21 protein-coding genes are annotated in these 20,345 nt (G+C 44.9%); 15 read left to right on the top strand and 6 right to left on the bottom strand.

Annotated features, from left to right (window positions below):
* The first annotated feature begins 65 nt into the window (after positions 1 to 65).
* The 3 genes from R8N47_RS14365 to R8N47_RS14355 all read left to right on the top strand — a co-directional run bounded on the left by R8N47_RS14365 (position 66) and on the right by R8N47_RS14355 (position 4,819).
* Positions 66 to 3,191: an EAL domain-containing protein gene (locus tag R8N47_RS14365; protein WP_213913876.1), complete on the top strand. Its 3,126-nt coding sequence runs from the start codon at positions 66 to 68 to the stop codon at positions 3,189 to 3,191.
* Between the two features lie 89 nt (positions 3,192 to 3,280).
* Positions 3,281 to 4,060: a class I SAM-dependent methyltransferase gene (locus R8N47_RS14360; RefSeq protein WP_005379162.1), complete on the top strand. Its 780-nt coding sequence runs from the start codon at positions 3,281 to 3,283 to the stop codon at positions 4,058 to 4,060.
* A 186-nt stretch (positions 4,061 to 4,246) separates the two neighbouring features.
* Positions 4,247 to 4,819 carry a hypothetical protein gene (locus tag R8N47_RS14355; RefSeq protein ID WP_005379163.1) on the top strand — a complete coding sequence of 191 codons (573 nt, stop codon included), beginning with the start codon at positions 4,247 to 4,249 and terminating at the stop codon, positions 4,817 to 4,819.
* Between the two features lie 72 nt (positions 4,820 to 4,891).
* Here the strand turns inward: R8N47_RS14355 and R8N47_RS14350 are convergent, their stop codons facing one another.
* Complete coding sequence (locus R8N47_RS14350) at positions 4,892 to 5,770, bottom strand: carboxylate/amino acid/amine transporter (protein WP_318070297.1); 879 nt, start codon at positions 5,768 to 5,770, stop codon at positions 4,892 to 4,894.
* 64 nt (positions 5,771 to 5,834) lie between these two features.
* Positions 5,835 to 6,260: a universal stress protein UspA gene (gene uspA, locus R8N47_RS14345; RefSeq protein ID WP_005379165.1), complete on the bottom strand. Its 426-nt coding sequence runs from the start codon at positions 6,258 to 6,260 to the stop codon at positions 5,835 to 5,837.
* Between the two features lie 281 nt (positions 6,261 to 6,541).
* Here uspA and ftnA point away from each other — a divergent pair, with 281 nt between their 5' ends.
* The 3 genes from ftnA to R8N47_RS14330 all read left to right on the top strand — a co-directional run bounded on the left by ftnA (position 6,542) and on the right by R8N47_RS14330 (position 8,858).
* Positions 6,542 to 7,069: a non-heme ferritin gene (gene ftnA, locus R8N47_RS14340; RefSeq protein WP_005379167.1), complete on the top strand. Its 528-nt coding sequence runs from the start codon at positions 6,542 to 6,544 to the stop codon at positions 7,067 to 7,069.
* Between the two features lie 91 nt (positions 7,070 to 7,160).
* Positions 7,161 to 7,484, top strand: a complete 324-nt coding sequence (gene uspB / locus R8N47_RS14335; protein ID WP_005379169.1) for a universal stress protein UspB — start codon at positions 7,161 to 7,163, stop codon at positions 7,482 to 7,484.
* A gap of 180 nt (positions 7,485 to 7,664) precedes the next feature.
* Positions 7,665 to 8,858 carry an NAD(P)/FAD-dependent oxidoreductase gene (locus R8N47_RS14330; RefSeq protein WP_017821111.1) on the top strand — a complete coding sequence of 398 codons (1,194 nt, stop codon included), beginning with the start codon at positions 7,665 to 7,667 and terminating at the stop codon, positions 8,856 to 8,858.
* Positions 8,859 to 8,951: 93 nt separating this feature from the next.
* Here the strand turns inward: R8N47_RS14330 and R8N47_RS14325 are convergent, their stop codons facing one another.
* Positions 8,952 to 10,295: a sigma-54 interaction domain-containing protein gene (locus R8N47_RS14325; protein ID WP_017821110.1), complete on the bottom strand. Its 1,344-nt coding sequence runs from the start codon at positions 10,293 to 10,295 to the stop codon at positions 8,952 to 8,954.
* A 436-nt stretch (positions 10,296 to 10,731) separates the two neighbouring features.
* On the opposite strand from R8N47_RS14325, the gene R8N47_RS14320 reads away from it, so the two are divergent.
* The 5 genes from R8N47_RS14320 to R8N47_RS14300 all read left to right on the top strand — a co-directional run bounded on the left by R8N47_RS14320 (position 10,732) and on the right by R8N47_RS14300 (position 14,056).
* Positions 10,732 to 11,283 (top strand): BON domain-containing protein, encoded by a 552-nt coding sequence (locus R8N47_RS14320; protein WP_017821109.1) that lies wholly within the window; start codon positions 10,732 to 10,734, stop codon positions 11,281 to 11,283.
* Positions 11,284 to 11,328: 45 nt separating this feature from the next.
* Positions 11,329 to 11,505, top strand: coding sequence for a DUF1328 family protein (locus tag R8N47_RS14315; RefSeq protein ID WP_005379177.1), 177 nt, complete (start codon positions 11,329 to 11,331; stop codon positions 11,503 to 11,505).
* Between the two features lie 8 nt (positions 11,506 to 11,513).
* Positions 11,514 to 11,711, top strand: coding sequence for a hypothetical protein (locus R8N47_RS14310; protein ID WP_005379178.1), 198 nt, complete (start codon positions 11,514 to 11,516; stop codon positions 11,709 to 11,711).
* 104 nt (positions 11,712 to 11,815) lie between these two features.
* The gene (locus R8N47_RS14305; protein WP_005379185.1) at positions 11,816 to 12,247 is read left to right on the top strand and encodes a hemerythrin domain-containing protein; all 432 of its coding nucleotides are present in this window, start codon (positions 11,816 to 11,818) and stop codon (positions 12,245 to 12,247) included.
* A gap of 144 nt (positions 12,248 to 12,391) precedes the next feature.
* Positions 12,392 to 14,056, top strand: coding sequence for a diacylglycerol kinase family protein (locus R8N47_RS14300; protein WP_064353512.1), 1,665 nt, complete (start codon positions 12,392 to 12,394; stop codon positions 14,054 to 14,056).
* 204 nt (positions 14,057 to 14,260) lie between these two features.
* Here R8N47_RS14300 and R8N47_RS14295 read toward each other — a convergent pair whose 3' ends face one another.
* Together R8N47_RS14295 and R8N47_RS14290 are read right to left on the bottom strand one after the other, a co-directional pair.
* Positions 14,261 to 14,659, bottom strand: coding sequence for a hypothetical protein (locus tag R8N47_RS14295; protein WP_005379193.1), 399 nt, complete (start codon positions 14,657 to 14,659; stop codon positions 14,261 to 14,263).
* 155 nt (positions 14,660 to 14,814) lie between these two features.
* Positions 14,815 to 15,252 carry a DUF2383 domain-containing protein gene (locus tag R8N47_RS14290; RefSeq protein WP_005379194.1) on the bottom strand — a complete coding sequence of 146 codons (438 nt, stop codon included), beginning with the start codon at positions 15,250 to 15,252 and terminating at the stop codon, positions 14,815 to 14,817.
* A 361-nt stretch (positions 15,253 to 15,613) separates the two neighbouring features.
* Between R8N47_RS14290 and R8N47_RS14285 the strand changes: the two genes are divergently transcribed.
* The 4 genes from R8N47_RS14285 to R8N47_RS14270 are packed head-to-tail and all read left to right on the top strand — an operon-like array spanning position 15,614 to position 17,855.
* Entirely contained in the window at positions 15,614 to 15,862 is a 249-nt protein-coding gene (locus tag R8N47_RS14285; protein ID WP_005379196.1) for a hypothetical protein, read from the top strand.
* 48 nt (positions 15,863 to 15,910) lie between these two features.
* Positions 15,911 to 16,423, top strand: coding sequence for a phage holin family protein (locus R8N47_RS14280; protein WP_005379198.1), 513 nt, complete (start codon positions 15,911 to 15,913; stop codon positions 16,421 to 16,423).
* Positions 16,413 to 16,739, top strand: a complete 327-nt coding sequence (locus R8N47_RS14275; protein WP_005379200.1) for a hypothetical protein — start codon at positions 16,413 to 16,415, stop codon at positions 16,737 to 16,739. The genes R8N47_RS14280 and R8N47_RS14275 overlap by 11 nt, the downstream gene beginning before the upstream one ends.
* A gap of 45 nt (positions 16,740 to 16,784) precedes the next feature.
* Positions 16,785 to 17,855 (top strand): AI-2E family transporter, encoded by a 1,071-nt coding sequence (locus R8N47_RS14270; protein WP_064353513.1) that lies wholly within the window; start codon positions 16,785 to 16,787, stop codon positions 17,853 to 17,855.
* An 18-nt stretch (positions 17,856 to 17,873) separates the two neighbouring features.
* On the opposite strand, the gene R8N47_RS14265 is transcribed toward R8N47_RS14270, so the two are convergent.
* Positions 17,874 to 20,321, bottom strand: a complete 2,448-nt coding sequence (locus tag R8N47_RS14265; protein WP_064353514.1) for an EAL domain-containing protein — start codon at positions 20,319 to 20,321, stop codon at positions 17,874 to 17,876.
* Positions 20,322 to 20,345: the final 24 nt, after the last annotated feature.

Genomic DNA, 20,345 nt, shown 5'->3' with positions numbered 1-20,345 from the left:
AGCGGATAGGATTCACAAGGTTTGGCAGGAGTAACTGCGGGTTAACTCCGAGCTATGGAGATAATGTGCAGCGTTTTCTGGTTATTGCCGCGCTATGTTGGAGCGCGTTTGCTACGGCCTCAGATCCGAAGGTGTTGGTCGTGCACTCCTATCATCAGGGTTTTTTCTGGACGGACTCCATACAGCGAGGCATCGAGCAACAGCTGGGCGATCGAGCGCTGGACATGCGTGTGCTCTATCTAGACTCGAAACGTAACCAGAGTGAGCAGTTTTTTGCACAACTAAAATCCTTATATCTTACGAAATTACGCAAAGAGCGATTCGATGCCATTTTAGTGAGCGATAACAATGCGCTTGAACTCATGCAGCGTTTAGCCCCAATCATCAAAGACACCCCAGTTATATTTAACGGCATTAATAACTACCATCCTTCTTTACATCGTTCTCTGAATGCAACCGGAGTCATGGAAGATGTCGATTTGGAAGCGAATCTCGCTCTTATTGAGCGCTTACATCCGAACTACACACAAGTTCTCATCGTCAGTGACCACTCGGTGACCGGTGAGGTGTTGCGTTATCAAATCGACAATTTTGTCCTCAAGTTCCCGCAATATCGAGACAAAATCGTACAAGTTGTCCCAGACAGTATCATCGATCTAAAACAACAAGTCGCAAAACTGAGTTCCGATAAAGTCGTCTTGTTCTGGACCTATTACCGAGATAAACAAGGTATGGTTGGCAGCGAGCGTGACTGGGTTGGTGTCAACAAAGTCTCAAACGCGCCGCTGTTTATGGTGCATGACATTGGTTTGGGTCATGGCGCAGTTGGAGGGGTTATTCAAAGTGGTTATCGGCATGGTATTGAGAGCGCAGAGATGCTTGAGTTCGTTTTGGATAACCCTGATCAGCCTCTGCCTGCCGTGAAAAAAAGTGATTCTGAAATAAAGCTCGATTACCAAGCGGTAGCGCGTTGGGGATTGGGGGCTGAACAAGAGGTTTCTGCGGTATTTTTTAATAAGCCAATGAAGCTTTCTGAACGTTTTGCCAAGGAAATTCGCCTGTTTGGTAGCCTGTTTGTGGTGATGTCGGTGGTCATTTTGCTGATGGGTTATTATTTACAGCGGATGCGTCGAAGTGAGAGCGCTGCGCGAGAAAGCCAGGCTATTCTAGAATCGATTTTCGATCAGAGCATGCAGTATATGGGCATTTTGGATGCCAACGGTGTGCTTAAATCGGGCAACGATCACCTTCAATCCTTACTTTATCACCAAGGACTGCGTTTAGACCGACCACTTTGGTTTCACCCCAACTGGAGTGAAAAAGCACAAGCGTTGCTTGAGGAGTATTTCCACGCGCCTCACCATCAAGTGTCGACGTTTGAAGCTGAAATTTGGAGTAAAGAACACGGCGCATTGGTGTTAGAAGTTTCGCTCAAGCCTTTTTCTCAGCAAGTAGGGAATCATAAGCAATACTTGTTTGAAGCGCGCGATATTACCAGTCGTAAATTGATGGAGGACAAGCTCTACCAACGTGAGTCAACCCTACGCAACTATTATGAGCAGCAGCCCGTGATGATGGTGACGCTTGATAGTAATAACCGAATTCAAGAAGTGAATCGATTTGCTCAACTACTTCTTGGCTACAAACCGATGGACATGCTCGGACATCGCCTGAGGGAGTTCTATTTTGATGACAAAGTGCTGTTCCCTCGCCAAGTGTTATTGCAACCCAACCAGCAAGTGCATGGTGTTTGGCGACGTGAAGTCGAGTATCGTCATGCAAATGGTCATCGTGTTTGGGTGCGCGAGAATATTCGTCCGCTGAGTGAATCTGAGCAACTGCTGATTGTGGGCGAAGATATTACCGAAACCAAACTGCTTTCCGAGAAATTGGAATACCAAGCTCGCTATGACTTACTGACGGGGACTTACAACAGAAACCACTTTGAACTAGAGCTTAAGACCGCACTGTGCGAAGTGGACAGCCATCGTCGAGTCCACGCCATGTTGTACCTCGACTTAGATCAACTAAAAGTCCTCAATGATACGGTTGGGCATGATGCAGGTGATGCGGCGATTCAATTCTGCGCAAGTATGCTGGAAGGCGTTCTGCCGTACAATTCCATCTTGGCTCGAATGGGAGGCGATGAGTTTGCGGTGTTACTCAAAGACTGTGACGAATATGGCGCCATCAATATTGCCAAACTGATCATCTCGACACTAAGCGAACACCTCTTTATTTGGGAAGACACACGCCTGTTCATCAGTTGCTCAATTGGTATCCGTATCATCGATCATACCGCTGATACGCCACAAATGGTGCACGCTCAAGCAGACTCTGCTTGTCACGCCGCTAAAGAGCAAGGCCGTAACCGCTATAATCTATTCAGCTTAGATAACGAAGAGTTGCAGCGTCGTCAGATGGAAATGCAGAGCGTCAATTTGGTGCATGAGGCATTGTCGAATCAACGTTTAGAACTGTTTGCTCAACCGATAAAAAGCTTACAAAAGCACGAGACTCAAATGTATTTTGAGATTTTGGTGCGTATTCGCAATGGGTACGGTGATTATGTTTCTCCTGCGCTGTTTATCCCTGCTTCCGAGCGCTACAACATTGCCCATTGGATTGATAAGCAGGTTATTACTCAAACGCTAGAGTGGTTTGAACAGCGTCCTGAGGTGATTGAACAGCTTGGTCGCTGTTCGATAAACCTTTCAGGTCAATCTATGGGGAATCAAGAGTTTATTGACTTCTTATTGGAGCGATTGGAAAGTTCGACTCTGCCGTGTGAAAAAATCTGCTTAGAAATCACCGAGACAGCAGCGATGAGCAATCTGGATCAAGCCATTGAGCTGTTTACCAAGCTAAAGTCTTTGGGTTGCATGATTGCATTGGATGATTTCGGATCTGGATTGTCTTCATTTGGTTACTTAAAGAAACTTCCTGTCGATATCGTGAAAATTGATGGTCTTTTCGTGCAAGATATCAACATAAATGAAATGGACCGCGTGATGGTTCGTTCAATCAATGACTTGGCGAAACAGCTCGGCAAAGTGACGGTGGCGGAGTTTGTCGAAAATGACCAGGTTATGCAGCATTTGATAGACCTCGGTGTGGACTACGGCCAAGGCTACGGTATTGGCCATCCTAAGCCGCTTTCTGAGCTAGTGGAGCAACTGACGGCTGTATAACCTCTGCGTAGCAAGCTCAACCTAGCATTAATAGGTAACTTAGGTATACACTCAGCGCCAGTTACCTCGATTTTTATTGGAGCCTCCTTTTGCAACTGCAATTGATCTGTGAAAACCCGTCTCAACAATCTCATCTTGATGAACTCGCTGCGCGTTGGCAGCTTTCACACACTGACGATAGCGATTTTGCTTTGGTGCTAACCACCGAGCGTTTGGAGCTACGTAAAGTGGATGAGCCAAAGCTGGGTGCAATCTTTGTGGATTTGATTGGTGGTGCGGTCGGTCATCGTCGCAAGTTCGGTGGTGGTAAAGGCCAGGCAATTGCGAAAGCTGCGGGGTTGAACAAAGGGGCAACGCCAACCGTGTTAGACGGCACGGCAGGTCTTGGTCGTGATGCGTTTGTGCTCGCCTCGCTAGGTTGTAAAGTGCAGATGGTCGAGCGTCATCCAGTCGTAGCGGCTTTGTTAGATGATGGCTTGGATCGAGCGAAACAAGACCCAGAAATCGGCACCTGGGTATCTGAGCGCATGTCGCTAATCCATGCTTCTAGCCATGATGCGCTGGAACAATTGGCGCAAGATAAAGACTTTGTCCAGCCAGATGTGGTGTATCTTGACCCGATGTATCCGCACCCAGAAAATAAAAAGAAGTCGGCGCTCGTAAAAAAAGAAATGCGCGTTTTCCAATCGTTGGTTGGCGCCGATTTGGACGCCGATGGCCTACTAGAACCAGCCATGGCGTTAGCCACAAAGCGTGTAGTAGTTAAACGCCCAGACTATGCTAACTGGCTGAACGAGAAAAAACCGACCATGGCGATTGAAACGAAAAAAAATCGCTTCGATGTCTACGTTAAAGCATCGATGGCATAACTTCCTGACGGCTCAACTTTTCTTGTCACAGTATGGTGTATCGTGCTGTGACTCAGCCTCTCTTTCCTCGTCTCTATTGATAGTTTTCTCTTGCTAATTCCCTTCCCTGACTGTATATCTAACTAAGAATTATTATTATTTCACTTGTTGTGATGCGGTCGATAACTGGGAAGCTGGAGTAGTAGAATGGCTAAACGTTTATGTAAAATGAGTCGCAAACAGATCGCGGCAGAACTTGGTGATATCCATCGTTTAGTTGTCGCACCAAAATTCGTTTGTCGTTCTTGCGCACGCTCTTCATCGGCCAAAGATACCCTTTGTAAGCCAGCCGCAATTCCTCCACAAAAATGCCAAGACAAGCCATTGAGTGAGCAACAAGCATGTGGCTTATTGGTTGAAGCTCTGCCATCACAAGCGATTCCAGTGACCACTAAACAAAGCAACGAAAAAGCCGCGATTGTGAAGCGTGTTGTTGAGCGTGTGAAAGAGAAAAAACAAGCCGAAAAATCTCTGGAGCCAGTAAGAGCCGACGCACCAGTATGGTTTGATTTAGCGGATAAAAAATCGCTCAAGAAAGCGAAAAAAGCACTGAAAAAGCACTATAAGCAGCAAAAGAAGTTACTAAAAGTGGCGAAAAAACAACAAAAGTTACTTAAGCGTCAGCGCAAGCTTGAAGCGCGCAATGCGAAGCTAGAAGTGTTGCTGCCAACGTCGCCCAAGGCGTTGATGAGCGCAAGCTCGCAAGTCAAAGTGCATTAATCTAATCCAAAAAAACGCTCTCCAGTTGGAGAGCGTTTTTTATTGTCGGTATGTGTGTTGGGAGCGGTCGCTTTACTTCTTGGCGTAGCTCATTTCGACGCGCTTTTTCACCCAGGTTTCGTTAATCCATAGGGATAGCATGATGATCGCACCGCCAATGGCGAGTCGCATGACATCAACATCGCGGTTCCAAATCACAATGTTTACAATCAAGCCCGCCGGAACCAATGCATTGTTCATTACTGCCAGTGCCCCTGCGTTCACCATGGTCGCGCCTTTGTTCCAAGCAAAGTAACCAAAACTAGAAGCAATCAAACCAAGGTATGTCAGAATGCCCCATTGCGTTGTAGTGGTTGGTAATTTGTCTAGGTTACCCATGAGCGCGAAAGCCACGGTTGCTACACAAAGTGCACCTAAGTAGAAGTAGCCAAACACGGTGTGTTGTGGCAAATCGACGGGTTCACTCTCCATGATATATTTGTAGCCCACCTGACCGATGGCAAAGCAGAGGTTTGCTCCTTGTACGACCAAAAAGCCCAGTAGGAAATCTTCATTAATGCCTGCAAATTTAATCCAGGCGGCACCAAATACGGCTATTGCTGCGGTAACTAAGTACCAAGGTGAAAAGCGACCTTTCAAGAAGTCATAGATTAGCGTGACGTAAATGGGTGTGAATACGGTGAACAGCAATACTTCTGGCACGGAAAGAAGCAAAAAAGATTGGTAGTAGAAGCAATACATCAAACCGAGCTGGAAGCCACCGACGGTCATCAGTTTCGCGATCAGGGATTTGCTAACGCCACGGAATTTCAAAAAGGGAATGAAAACCAGGCTCGCCAGTGCCACGCGCATGAACACCGAGAACCAAGAATCAACCTGACCGGCGAGGTAAACGCCGATCAGGCTAAATGAGAATGCCCAAAGTAGGGTAACTGCGGATAGATAAGCCATGGATGAGAATCTTTATCAACAACAAATGTGCCCGCAGTCTAACCAAGTTTTATCGTTGCGCCAATCAGTCTTTTAGCGGTACGACCAGCATATCGACTGGTGAGCAGTTAATCAGCTGTCGAGTCGAAGATAGAATCTTGCTCCAGAAATCTTGGTGATGACCACAAACCACCAAATCGATACTGTAGTCTTGAATGGTATCGCACAGCTCATTACTCAAATCGCCACTACCGACTAAAGTATGGGCAATTGGGTATTGCGCATATTCAGCGAAGTTTGCCAATTGTGTGCGCGATGCTTCCATTGCTTGATGTTGCGCTTCTGCCATATTGATATCGATAAGCCCGGTGTAGAGTTCTGCGTAGTTCACGTCGATGTGAATAAAAGAGACTTTCGCATCCAGAGGTTTAGCCAGTGATACGGCTTTCTTAATCAACACTTTACTGTCGTCTGAAAGGTCGACTGCCACAAGTATGTGTTTGTAACTCATATTGCTATCTCCTTGTAAGGTCATAGTTTTAGATTAGCACCAACCCCAAAAAAAATTTGCTGAAGTGATCTCATATCGGTGCCGTAGGTACAAAGTCTTGTCTCAGTAATCATGTTATAGTGGCGTTATACCCAAGTGACTTTGATATGCTGAAATAAGCGTAGTGTTACTGACTAGAGTTGAAGTGAAACTTCGCCGTGTCTGCCGACCAAGCTATTCTCGCAGCGTCACTTATTTCGAGGTTACTTGGGTATATTGCATGCACAATAATAGGAGTTAACATGCTGTCTCAAACTATGGTCGAACAATTGAATGAGCAAATTAACCTAGAATTTTTCTCATCCAATCTATACTTACAAATGAGTGCTTGGTGTGAAGACAAAGGTTTTGAAGGTGCGGCTGAATTTTTACGCGCTCACGCCGTAGAAGAAATGGAGCACATGCAACGCCTATTCACTTACGTGAGTGAAACTGGCTCAATGCCAATCTTAGGCGCTATTGATGCGCCTAAGCATGACTTTGCGAGCCTAGGTGACGTTTTCCGCGAGACATTTGAACATGAGCAAATGATCACGGAAAAAATCAACAAACTGGCGCACGTTGCATTTACTAGCCAAGACTACTCAACGTTTAACTTCCTACAGTGGTACGTGTCAGAACAGCACGAAGAAGAGAAGTTGTTTAAAGGGATTTTAGATAAGATCGAATTGGTAGGTGAAGACGGTAAAGCGTTGTTCTTCATTGACAAAGATCTAGCACAAATGGCGAAAGAAGGTTCATCTTCAATCATGGATGCTCCAGCTGCGTAAACGCGTTTTGGGACGTTGTAAGTAGCGGGTAAAGACGAAGTGTTGATCGTCTTTTTCTCTTGAGCATTGTTGAAGATGTAGGGAGGAAAAGATGATCAGTGGAGACACAATCTTATTTGCGCTAATGGTGGTAACTGGAGTTAATATGGTCCGGTATCTCACCGCTCTTCGTTCTCTAATTTATATCATGCGTGAAGCGCACCCGCTGTTATATCAGCAAGTTGATGGTAATGGTTTTTTTACCACTCATGGAAATGTCACCAAGCAGGTGAGGTTGTATCACTACATTAAAAGTAAAGAATATCATCATCACCACGATGAAATTTTTACTGGTAAGTGTGAAAGAGTGCGTGAACTGTTTGTTCTATCGACCGCGTTGCTCGGCGTGACGCTACTTGCGGCCTTCATTCTCTAAGAGTCAATAATCTAGATAGTTGTTCTGTCTGAGATTTTGCGGACATACAGAGCGCTTAGAGTTTAAGCGCTTTTCCCTTTCGGTATTTGTCGGTAGAATGTCGCGCCTAGAAAGCAAGGATGTGCAATGTGCACATCCTTTTTTATTTTGATTCGATACCAATCAGTCTAAGAGCTACCGATGAGTAAGAAATTTGATGTTGTTGTAATTGGCGCAGGCGCAGCAGGTTTAATGTGTGCTGCAGAAGCTGGCAAGCGAGGTCGCCGTGTTTTGGTGCTCGATCATGCTAAAAAGCCAGGACGTAAAATCCTTATCTCGGGCGGTGGTCGTTGTAACTTCACTAACTACGACGTTTCAGCTAATCACTATTTGTGTCAAAACCCGCACTTTGTTAAGTCGGCGCTCTCCCAATACACTAACTGGGATTTCATCTCGATGGTGTGTAAACATGGCATTGAGTTCGAAGAGCGTGATCACGGCCAGTTGTTTTGTGTCGATGCATTTACGGCCAAAGATATCGTGAAGATGTTGTTAGCTGAGTGTGACATGCCGAACATCGAGCAGCGTTACCAATGCGATGTTCATTCGATTGAAAAAATTGATGGAGGCTTTCGTTTGCATGCTGGTACTGAGATTGTCGAATGTGAGTCTTTAGTTATCGCAACAGGTGGCTTGTCGATGCCAAAACTGGGAGCGACACCATTTGGTTATAAAGTCGCGGAACAATTTGGTCTTCGAGTTATCCCAACCACGGCAGGGCTTGTACCATTTACTCTGCATAAAGAAGACAAAGAAGACTTTGCTGAGTTATCTGGTATCGCGGTACCTGCGGAAATTACGGCTGAAGATGGCACCATGTTCAAAGAAGCCCTGTTGTTCACACATCGTGGGTTATCTGGTCCAGCAGTGTTACAGATTTCTTCATTCTGGCGGGCCGGACAAAAGGTGTTGATCAATCTTGTGCCAAACGATGATGTTGCTGAGTTATTAGAACGCAGTTGTGAGAAGCATCCAAATCAGTCACTCAAGAATACGCTTGCCAAAGTGCTGCCTAAGCGTCTGGTTGAAGTCTTAATTGAACGTAAAGAGCTAGTCGATAAACCGCTAAAACAGTTCAATCAAAAGGAGCTTGCGGCGATTGTGGAGCGTCTAGAGCATTGGGATATCGCCCCGAATGGCACCGAAGGCTACCGAACTGCGGAAGTGACACTCGGCGGTGTCGATACTGATCACTTATCCTCGAAAACCATGGAATGCAAAGACATTAAAGGGCTTTATTTTATTGGTGAAGTGATGGATGTGACTGGTTGGCTAGGGGGCTACAATTTTCAGTGGTGCTGGTCGAGCGGCTTTGTTGCGGGGCAGTGGGTTTAATCAAACACCAAACGCAGCCTAACTGCATAAAAGATAAGATACAAAAAGAGCAGTGAATAAAAGCCAGTGCTCTTTTTGTATTCCCATAGCGAGTTACTCGTCTTGATACTTTTCGAGTTTGTTATAGAGCGTTTTCACGCTAATGCCTAACTCCTGCGCTGATTCCGTTTTATTGCCTTGATTCTCTTCAAGGGTATTGAGAATGGCGGCTTTTTCTAGCTCTTCTAGCGAAACGCCCGCCGGAACAAGGTCTTCGATGCTGGTGCCTGTTTCCAATGGTGGTGTGTCGAAGATCAGGTGTTCATCTCGGATGGTGTCATCAGCCAAAATAAATGCACGCTCGATCGTGTGTTTGAGCTCACGGACATTACCTGGCCAGTCGTGTGCAGCGATTTTTTGGATCGCAGAGTCAAGAATCGTTTTGGTTTTTGCCTCATTGGCGTTGCGGTGCGCAATAAAGTGCTTGGCCAGACCGACGATATCACCGCCTCGTTCTCGCAGTGGCGGTATCGTTAATGGGAAATGCGATAAGCGGAAAAACAGATCTTCACGCAGGAACTGCTCCTCAATGGCGATTTTAGGATCACGGTTTGTAGCAGCAATGATGCGAGTATTAGCGATATGAACTGTATTACTGCCAACTGGGCGATACTCTCCGGTTTCTAGCACCCGCAATAGCTTCACTTGATGCTCGATAGGCATCTCGGTGATTTCATCTAAAAATAGGGTGCCGCCCTCTGCCTGCTTAAATACACCTTTGTGAGTTTTATTTGCTCCGGTAAAAGCGCCTTTCTCATGGCCAAACAGTTCACTATCAACCAATTCAGGGCTAATGGCACCACAGTTAATCGCTATAAAGGGCTGTTGTTTACGCTCACTCGCTAAGTGGATGGTCTGCGCCACCAGTTCTTTGCCTGATCCACTTTCACCGACAATAAGGACGTTGGCTTCGGTTTTTGCAACGCGCCTGATCATACGATAGAGCTGATGCATCGGAGAGGAAGAGCCGACCAAAAGACCAAATTGGTCAAGATCGCTGGTGGACACTTTACGCCCTTGATCTTGTTTGTGTTGATAGTACTGGCTGACTTCGCCCAGGGTGTCCGTCAGAATGGCAATATCAACGGGCTTTCTGTAGTGAAAAATAGCACCCAAGTTCATCAGCTTATCCAAGTTCTCATTTGGAGCGCCTGAGCTAATGATGATCAAGTCCATATCGTAGATGTCTTCGATATTAGAAAGACGTTGATAATCTGCACTAGTAAAGTGGGCGACTTCAACAATCGCAACTTCCGGTTTGAGTTGTAGAAAATCTTCAATCCATTGGTCTGCGGCATCGATGTCATGCAGACGAAATTTGTTCAGTTCCTGGCAAGAAGCGATGGCATTTTTAAGTGATGGATCTTGTATTCTTAGAAACAGGCTTGGCATCGACATAGAAATGTCCTCTTTACTATGACAGAAACAATGTACGTGGATTATTCTCACTTCACAAGACAAAATATTGTCAGCATAGATTTAAGGATTTGTTCGATATTTTTATGTTGTTAGCCCCTTTTTGATATATATCGGTGAGAGCCATCAGTAGATATTTCCTTTTGTTCTGATTTTTTTATTTAAAATAATAATTTTGCTATTAATTGATTCTGGAGAAATAGCCTTTCTGTTTTATCAGGTTATTTAGGCACAAGTGACGGAGGCTTTATCACCGATTAAAAATTACATTTATTACGTGTAAATAATTCATGCTTATACTTTATTGCTCATCTCATTTTTACCTCTTTCCCTTATTAGTTGCTTAAAAACAATAAGTTATAAAGTTGGCACATGGTTTGCTCCTAGGGAAGTGCAACGTCAATAAAGGAGAATTACCATGAATAACATCGCAGCTAAAATTGTACTTACGTCAGTTCTTGCTACTTCATCTACAGCAGTCTTAGCGAGTGATAAATGGCAAAAAGAATCCATGGACGCTTGGCTAGATGGTAAAGCTGAAACCACGCTACTGCTAAACAGCAATCTCAACTCTTTTGATATCAATACCGATGTTGAGAATCAGGTCGTTACCCTTTCTGGTTCGGTAAACAATGATCTTGAAAAATCACTTGCCGAAGAGCTTGTTACTGGTCTTGATGGTGTGAAAAAAGTAAACAACGAATTGTCAGTAGTGAATGAAGGCAAGAAAGAAACTGATTCAGAAGCTTTAGCTACACTGACCGATTCTAAAATCACGACTATAGTTAAAACGCGCCTACTAATGGATACCAATGTGAGTGGTACGGATATTGATGTAACGACAGAACGAAAAACGGTAACGTTGGCAGGTAAAGTTAATTCAGATGCGGAGCATGATCTTGCAATTTCAATTGCAAATAACACCAATGACGTAAATAAGGTGATTGATAAGCTAGAAGTGGTTCAATAATAGCGAGCCGAGTGATTTAACCCACTTTTATTAGGAGGTAACACTATGGTTCGTTGGATGTTTATTTTTCTGGCACTGGCACTAATTTCTGCACTATTAGGCTTTACCGGTATTGCAGGAGCTGCTGCCTCTATCGCGCAAGTGATATTTTACCTATTCCTACTGTCATTAATTGTATCAATAGTGATTGTTCTGCTGGGAAGAAAAAACGTAAATAGATAGGAGATTCCATGCGACTTACGTCATTTATTTACCGTATCGCCGCAGTATTCGGTTTGGTGTTTGCGTTGGCAGCTTGTAGTGAAGAAGGGCCAATGGAACAGGCCGGCAAAAAGATAGATGAAGCCGCCGAAGAAACCCAAAATGCGATTGAAGATGAATGTGAAAACATTAAAGAAAACCTAAACGCTGAAGACCAAGACTGTTAGCCGAATTAGGTTAGGTTTTTTACGCATAGCTATGTAAGAGAGGGGCGGTCAATCACCGCCCTTCCTTTTGTCCCAATTGTTTACAATCAGATAAGGAGTCAAAGATGAAAAACATATTTGATGTACTGAAAGAGAGTCATGAAAAGCAACGCCTTTTACTCGATGCTCTGATGGAAACGTCTGGAGATTCCCCCGCTCGTGAAGAGTTTTATCACAACCTTAAAGAGGAACTCGAACAGCACGCAGCGGCAGAAGAGCGGTTTTTCTACGCGCCTTTAATAGATAGCGATAAGACCATTGATCTCACTCGCCATGGCATCGCAGAGCATCATGAAATTGATAAAGTGATTGCACAGCTTGATGCAACCGATATGAGCTCGCCAGCGTGGCTCAACCTAATGAAAACCTTGCGTCACAAAGTGTTGCACCATCTTGAGGAAGAAGAGCAGCGTTTCTTCCAGTTAGCCGGTAAGGTAATGACCGATAAGCAGAAAATGAAACTAGCGGATGGTTATGTTGAAGAGATGGCAAGCTAGGTAGAGTGTTGGACCTTTTCGTGCCATTTCGGCACGGGAAGGCACTCAATCAAGGCGTTTACTCAAGTTCATGTATCCAAGCTCAATCCCCCGCGTATTCTAACTTCCACTAAAAAGTGCACTCGCTGAAGGCAAGGAGAGCGAATGTTTATCATCAAATATTATATTCTTGGCGCTCTGATCAGTTTATTGGCCGCTATCTATACGCCTCAAATTATCGTTAGTTTGCTGTTCTTATGGATATCGCTTTCTTTAGCGTTGGTCAGCGTAGCCTACGTATTCGACATTCCCTCTATTTTTAGAAAAAACCAAGATGGCAAGATTGTCAGGTGGATTCGCTGGGCATTCATCCCATTTTTATTGGGGGCTAGAGCGTATAACGCCTGGGAAAGACGGCGTGATACAGTGCCTCCAATCCAAAAAGTCAGTGACAATTTATACCTATCTCGCCGTTTGTTTCAGAGTGACTTAGATTTTCTCGAATCCAATGAGATCTCTTGTATTGTCGATGTCACCGCAGAATTTGCAGGCCTTGAAAGCGCGATGACCGACAAGCAGTTTCATTACCTTTCGATTCCGGTACTCGACCACAAAGCCCCAACGCTAGAGCGTCTTCGCCATGCGATTAACTGGATTGATACTCAAATCTCGTGCTCGCGGGCCGTGGTTGTGCATTGTGCGTTAGGGCGTGGTCGTTCAGTGTTTGTTGTGGCGGCGTATTTATTAAGTAAAGACCCGTCACTGACGGTTGAATCCGTGATGAAAAAAATCAATGACGTACGTAGTACCGCGAGATTGAATAAATTACAGATTAGAACGTTACGAGCGATCAGTGAAAAAGGCGTACTAGGGCTGGATCAATCCACTTGGATGGTGGTTAACCCTGTTGCAGGTGGCGGCAAATGGGTGGAAAACGAACAGCACTTGATTCGTGAACTAACCAAAAAATATCGCTTGAGTATTCATCAAACCACCACAAACCTCAGCGCCGAGCAGCTAACACAACAGGCAAAAGAAAGTGGAGCTAAGCAAATCATCGTAGCTGGTGGCGATGGCACAGTAACAGAGGTGGCGAGCCAATTGGTGGATACCGACCTCAAACTCGGTATTGTTCCGCTCGGAACTGCCAATGCGTTATGTCATGTGCTCTATGGCGTTGGCGCAAAATTCTCACCGGTCGAAAAAGCGTGTGAAGCGTTGCTTGGCGGACACTGCCAACGTATTGATACTGCGGACTGCAATCAGCGGCTTATTTTATTGGTCTTAGGCATTGGGCTAGAACAGAAAATGATCGAGCACGCTCAGCGAGAAGAGAAAAATGTTTTTGGACAACTCGCTTACCTCACCGGCTTTTTTAATGCTGTAGTGGCGGAAGAAACGCAAGCTTTAACCGTTTCGTTAGACGCTCCCACTGAAGATGGAAACCACGACAATAATACACAAACGCTTGAAGTCCATAGTTTTGTTGTTGCGAATATCGCCCCATTTAGTACGTTGCTTGCCCAAGGTGGTGATGCGCCGCAGCCTGATGATGGCAAGCTACATATCACATATTTAGATAACACCGAGTCTTTAGGCGGACGTCTTATCGCATTGTCGGATCTGACATTAACGAGCGTAGGCGCACAGGAAGAATCGACACATTTTCAATACGCGACGGCTCAGAGCGTCACTATTTCTGCGAATAAACCGATTGAGTATGTGATTGATGGTGAACTGTATTCTGATGAGCAACTGGCAATCAAGCTGCGTCCAAAGTCATTGAACGTATTTGTTCCAAGCCAGAGACGTAAATCAGCTTCGCTTTAACACAGATAATCCGCGGATAACGCGCCATTTGCTTCGTATTCTACATGGCGCTTTTTCTGTGCTGTTTGATGATTTGGTGTGCGTCGTAAAAAGGCTATCAAGGTCGCTGCGTAGTAGATGCAGCGGCTTTTTTCTATCTGCACCTTTTACTAGGTTGATTGGGGATGAGGGTTAAACAAAGTGAAGAAAGAAGGGCGAGTATAATTACTCACCCTGAGGTAAGTGCTTTTCAATTTCATCGTTTTCAACTTGTAAAGCAGCTAACCAATAAGAAACAAGTGCGGTTAAGTTGGTGTCGTCAATGGCTCTAAGCAGGGCTTTTAAATCATCTAACAGTAATTTATTCATAAAATGCATTTCTTTGTAATTACCTAGCTCGGCAACGCCGTATTCGGTGGCATTTTCTGCAATGAATTGTTCACCATCTTGGTCGAAAAACAGCTTCGCCATCTTTTTGATCATCACTTTTTCTATTTTCACGAATCGATATGCCGCTCTTGCGAGTGTCATATGTGATTGCGGGTTAACGAGAGGCAAACACGTTTGGCGATGGTGTGTCATTTTTACGAGTAGCTCCCTTACTCGATTGTTATCCAATGTCATAGTGACCTCTTTATTTATGACTATTGTCGTGGGACATTTCTCGTGATGGTTATGTTAATGCGCCTGTGGGCTTGTCAGAAATGGCCAAAGCAAGTTGGCCATTTCTTTGTTCTTTGCTCAATACCGAGCTTTATTGCAAAGGCGACCACCAGGTTTTAGCTAATAAGGCTGATGCTGCTGAGTTTTTCTTTGCAGCTTTTTATATCGCTACGAACTTTCAGCAGAACCGAGTTATCCGCCTGCTCTGGGTGGGAAGTAATCAAATTCTCAATCTCTTTGAGTACCTTGCTTTCGACACCTTCAAGCTGTTCTAAATACATAGACTCTTTGTCAGAGGACACTTCCTTCATCACGTCGCTGTAGACCTCACGCGCCTTGATGGTGTAGGAAACCGGAGTGTCGTCGGCAGATTCTTCATTGTTACTTGCTAGAGAGTAGGGAGTGAGCTCAATGACTGCACGCTCACGTACTCTGAGCAGTTCTACCAACACATTATTCAAAGAAGTGTTGTCGATGTTCTCGATGGCCTTGTTGTAAATTTCATTTCCGCTTTCGATAAGCTCAATGATTGAGGCGATGTTTTCATTTTTCATATGCCACTCCTTATTTACTGGTGATAGGGGTGTTTGAGCGTATGGAATACAAACACGATGTTTCATCTTTAATTGCAGGTTGTATGCCAATGAATTTTAAGTCTTATTAATCAGTGACTTAATATCTTTTTTTGCAATAACTTGCTAACAGTCGGTAAGGCGCTAAGAAAAAATTACAAGAATGGCGGGGAAAGCTTGGAAAGAATTACACGTACAGATACGGCTTTTTATCGAAATGAAAATAAAATCAATAAAAAACAATAACTTAAAATTCTGGCATGGATATGGCTTTGTAGGGAGTAAGTGAGGTCAAACATTGTTTCACTTGATTCACTATTCAACTCATTAATGGAGGCTAGTTATGGCTACTACAAAAGAAAGCACAGTAAAACCTCAAGAGCAGTTAGAAGAAGCATATCACTTAGCGGAACAAGCCACGACGGAAGCCGTTGGCGCGATGAAAGACCAAGCCAAAGAGAAGCTGGATGTCGGTGCACAGCAAGTTCAGCAGGCGACTAAGTCGGCAGAAAATGTAATCAAGGAGCGCCCATTGCTGAGCATAGGCTGTGCCTTCCTTGCTGGTTGGGCGGTTTCGAAGCTGATCAAATAATAGTGGTCACCAAGGATTAAGCCACACAACAGAAAGGCGAGGCTTCACATGAATAACTCAGGGCAAGTTACCAATCAGCAATCAGGCTCGGCGGCTTCAGACAGCGGCCGAGCCCCTGATGGGGCAGAAGAACAGGATATCCAACAAACCATTAATGGTTTGAGTAGCATTCTTGCGCAATTGGACCAACTGACGAAATCGCTAAAAGCATGGTCAGGTTCAACGTTGGATTTGTTCCTCTTGGAGATGAAAGTTAACGTGTCCGCAGTGCGTCAGATTTTGCTGTGTACCGTTGTTTTTACCCTATTGTCGGTATTGTTCGTATTCAGTTTGTGCCTTGCCTCTGGGGTGGTGGCTTATCAGTTAACTGCCAACGTATATGTTGCCGTGGGTGTATTTATCACATCATTAGGCTTGGCATTATTTGCTTTAGCCTGGTGGCAGAAGCGTTTAGTTGGATTTCTTGGATTCAAAAATACGACAGAACAATTACAGGAGGGGTGGGATGCGCTCGCTACAAAAGCTCAATCGAGCCATGCGGATCAAGCGGATGGAAGGTAAAGCGTCTCTAGAGCAATGCTGTTTGTCGATGGAAATGTTCACGTTTACCACCAAGAAGTTTGTGAGAGAAAACCCTTGGACGACATTAGGCATTAGTGCTGTCGTTGCCGTTACCGCAGCAAAAGCAGGTCGATTGTCTCGACTGACTTCTTCTATTTCGTCAATGGGGCTATTGGTTAGCAGCGTGTCTGATATTACCGATTCGCTCACAAAGCCGGTCGCGGCAGCTTCTCTGGATGAGTCAGATGCGGAGCAAAATGGAAATGCAGCAACACAAGTAAGCAACGCTGCGACGACAGAGGGCGAACCACTCTAATAGCGGATTTCACCGCAAAATTTTCTTACCGATTCTGAGCTTATTATGACAGCGAAATTGAACATTCCTGCCAACACTGCGATTGGTGCAACGCTTCTCGTCCTGTTACTCGTCCCAGGGCTGTATTTTGCCAAGCCAATATTGTTACCTATTGTGCTTAGCACCTTTATTTCTCTGCTGTGCAGCCCTTTCATTAATTATCTTGAAGACAAAGGTTTACCACGTGCTATTACCGTCGTGTTGACGCTGTCATTCCTCGTTGGCGCCTCAATTATTGGTCTTGCCGCCATGTCGGAGCCCGCCAAGCAATGGTGGTCTGAGCTGCCCAGTATCGTGAAAAATGTGTCGCAAGAAGTAAGCGAAGTTACTAAAGCTTCGGCTGATCACCTTAATACTCCATTGAATATCGCCAACGATATGAGTATGGATGAGGTCGGGAACAACACCGTATTTTCTTTGGTAAAAACGCTCGCGACCACTACGCCGACGATTTTGACACAAGCGATGATCGTGCTGTTTATGGTTTACTTTATGCTCAATCATGGACGAAGCTTATTTCGAAAGTCAGTGTCTTACTTACATGGGTTCGCCAAACAGCGCCAAGCGATTGAGTTGGTCAAAGCGCTACAGAAAGACCTATCTCGATACATTGGCACCATCACTTTAGTGAATGCGGGGCTGGGGTTGAGTGTTGGGGCCGTGTTTTTTGTTCTAGGCCTTGAAGATCCATTTCTATGGGGCGCATTTGCAGGCGTGATGAATTTTGCGCCGTACCTCGGCCCTGTCATATCCGTGGTGAGCTTTGGCTTTGTTGCTTATCTTCAGTTGGAGTCGGTCAGTTTTATGCTGACGGTGGTGTCTATCTATTTACTGCTCAATTTGATTGAAAGTCAGTTTGTTACACCAACACTATTGGGGAAAAGGTTTAACTTAAACCCGTTAGTGATTTTTGTTTGGCTTGTTTTTTGGGGCTGGCTTTGGGGCGGAATGGGACTATTGATCGGCGTGCCGTTACTGGTTTGTATCAATATTTTGGTTGATCGCCTAGAGCTATGCCAATCAACCCAAAATCAAGCAAAGCAAATCACCTCCGCGGACGTGGCACCGCGAGAGTGACTTGAGGGTCAAGCTGGTTCAACGAAACAGTTTTCCAGCGCTCACTGGCTGACTAAATAAATATCCCTGACCATAAATACAGCCTTTTTCGAATAAATAATCGGCTTGTTCCCGAGTTTCTATCCCTTCCGCGACGACTTTCAACGACAGCGTTTTTCCCATGGCAATAATGGCATTCACAATCGCGTTGCTGTCACTATTACTTGGGACATCACTGACAAATGAGCGGTCAATTTTCAGTTTGTTGATTGGCAAACCTTTCAAGTAAGACAAAGACGAATAGCCAGTTCCAAAGTCATCCAGAGAAATCTCAATACCCAGTTCTCGTAATTGATTTAACGATGCAATGGCTTGTTGAGGGTCGATCAGTAAAAAGCTCTCTGTGATCTCCAAATCTAACCGTTGGGCAGGGTATCCGGTGTTATCGAGGATAGTACTTAATCGCTGAATGAAATTTGACTGCTGAAGCTGCAACGCAGAAACATTGACGGCGATTTTGCCAAACTCGATGCCTTGGTCCAGCCAAGCATTACCTTGCAAACAAGCTTGTTGTAACACCCACTCACCAATGCTTTGAATCAGCCCTGTTTTTTCTGCAATTGGAATAAAGTCTGCTGGTGGTACAAGGCCAAACTCTGGATGCTGCCAGCGTAATAAAGCTTCCACGCCGACAATCGAATTTTGTTCCAAGTTGTATTGCGGTTGGAATTCTAACCGGAGTTGTTGTTTTTCTATTGCTTGATGCAAAGCGGATTGAATGCGTACATGGGATACGGATTTATCGGTCAAATCCGGTGAGTAAAACGCGTAGCCGTTGCGTCCATTTTTCTTCGCTAAGTACATCGCGGTGTCTGCGTTTTTCAGTAAGGTTTCACTGTCTTGACCGTCTCTTGGGTACAAGGCAATACCAATACTGGTCGAGACACGAAGTGAGTCGTGATTTGCCAAGTCGAATGGTTGCTGGAATACGCTTAGAATATCGCCGACGGTTTCCAATAAGGCAACATCACTATGGATGTCTGGCAAAATAATCACAAATTCATCGCCGCCAATGCGAGCCACATGCGCATTGAGGTGAAGCACATCTTGCAAACGAATCGCTAACTTAGACAGCAATTGGTCACCACAGAAGTGGCCCATGCTATCGTTGATGTGTTTGAAATGGTCGATATCTAAGAATAGGGTGGCAAACGTCTGCTGGTTTTTGTGTCCGGTTTCGATGTGTTGCTCGAGTAAGCTAAGTAAATGGGTGCGATTAGGTAGATTGGTTAATGGATCGTAAAAAGCCATGCGCTGCAGCTTTTCTTCGTGTGCCTTACGCACAGAGATATCTTCAAACACACAAATGTAGTTAATAAGGTGGTTTTTATCGTCCATTACGGCGCTAATGGTCGCTAATTGCGGATAAATGCTGCCATCTTTCTTTCTGTTGATGAATTCGCCTTTCCATTGGCCTTTGTTTTCGAGTTGATGCCACAACTGTTGATAGAAACCTTGATCATGATGGCCTGAGCGCAGAATTCGTGGGTTTTTTCCTATCACCTCTTCAGAGCGGTAGCCTGTAATTTGGGTAAAAGCCGTGTTTACATCAATGATGTTGGCATTGCGGTCTGTAATGACCATGCCTTCTTGCGAATTGTTGAAAATTTGGGACGCTAAGGAGAGCTGCGTTTCTACCATTTTTCGGCGGGTGATGTTACGTGTCATCCCCAGAATGCCGATTAAGTTTCCCGCATGATCACGGACAGGAGACTTAATGGTTTCTAGCCAAGTGGGGTTATTGTTTTCATCAATTTGACGGCATTCTTCAACAATATTTTGCGTGCCAGTGGCTACCACCAATTTATCGGCATCAATGAATTTTTCCGCACGTTCATGGCTAAACAGGGCAAAATCGTCTTTTCCAATGATTTCACTGTTGGTTTTTTGCCACGCGTTTTCTACGCTTCGGTTGGTCATCGAATAAAGGCCATCCATGCCTTTTATCCACACGTGGTCTTCAAGGCAGTCGATAAACTCTTGTAGTGTTGGTGTTGGCTTTATTTCCGCGCTTTGATGTCGCGTTTGTTCTTGCTGACAGTGCAAGTTGATATCAAAGCTGATCCGCCCCGCGATTGCGCTTAGCCATGCCGAAACAACCGTTGATTGATCATTAGGGTGAGTCAATGTCAGTACGGCAAGCAATTCGCCATTAGGTAGCCAAATCGGTCCAATGCTCAAGGTTTGCTCTTCAAAGGGGGTATGGCTAACTGTAAAATCTGTCGGCGTAAAGTGATCGACAACTTGCGTTATCACATCGACGATAGCACGATGATTTTGGGTTGAGGTGGACACCTCAGTCGATAGCCACTGCTGAGTATCGCTCAGAGTATAAAGCTGTCCCTGAGCTTGAGTTACATCACAGCATTGTCGCAGAACGTGTTGCCAGTCTGCCATCAAAGGCGAAGGAATAGCGAAGCGAAACATAATTAATAACGAGTCCTAAATCGC

This window comes from Vibrio sp. 2132-1, from assembly GCF_033344315.1.
This window is presented reverse-complemented; position numbering and strand designations above follow the sequence as displayed.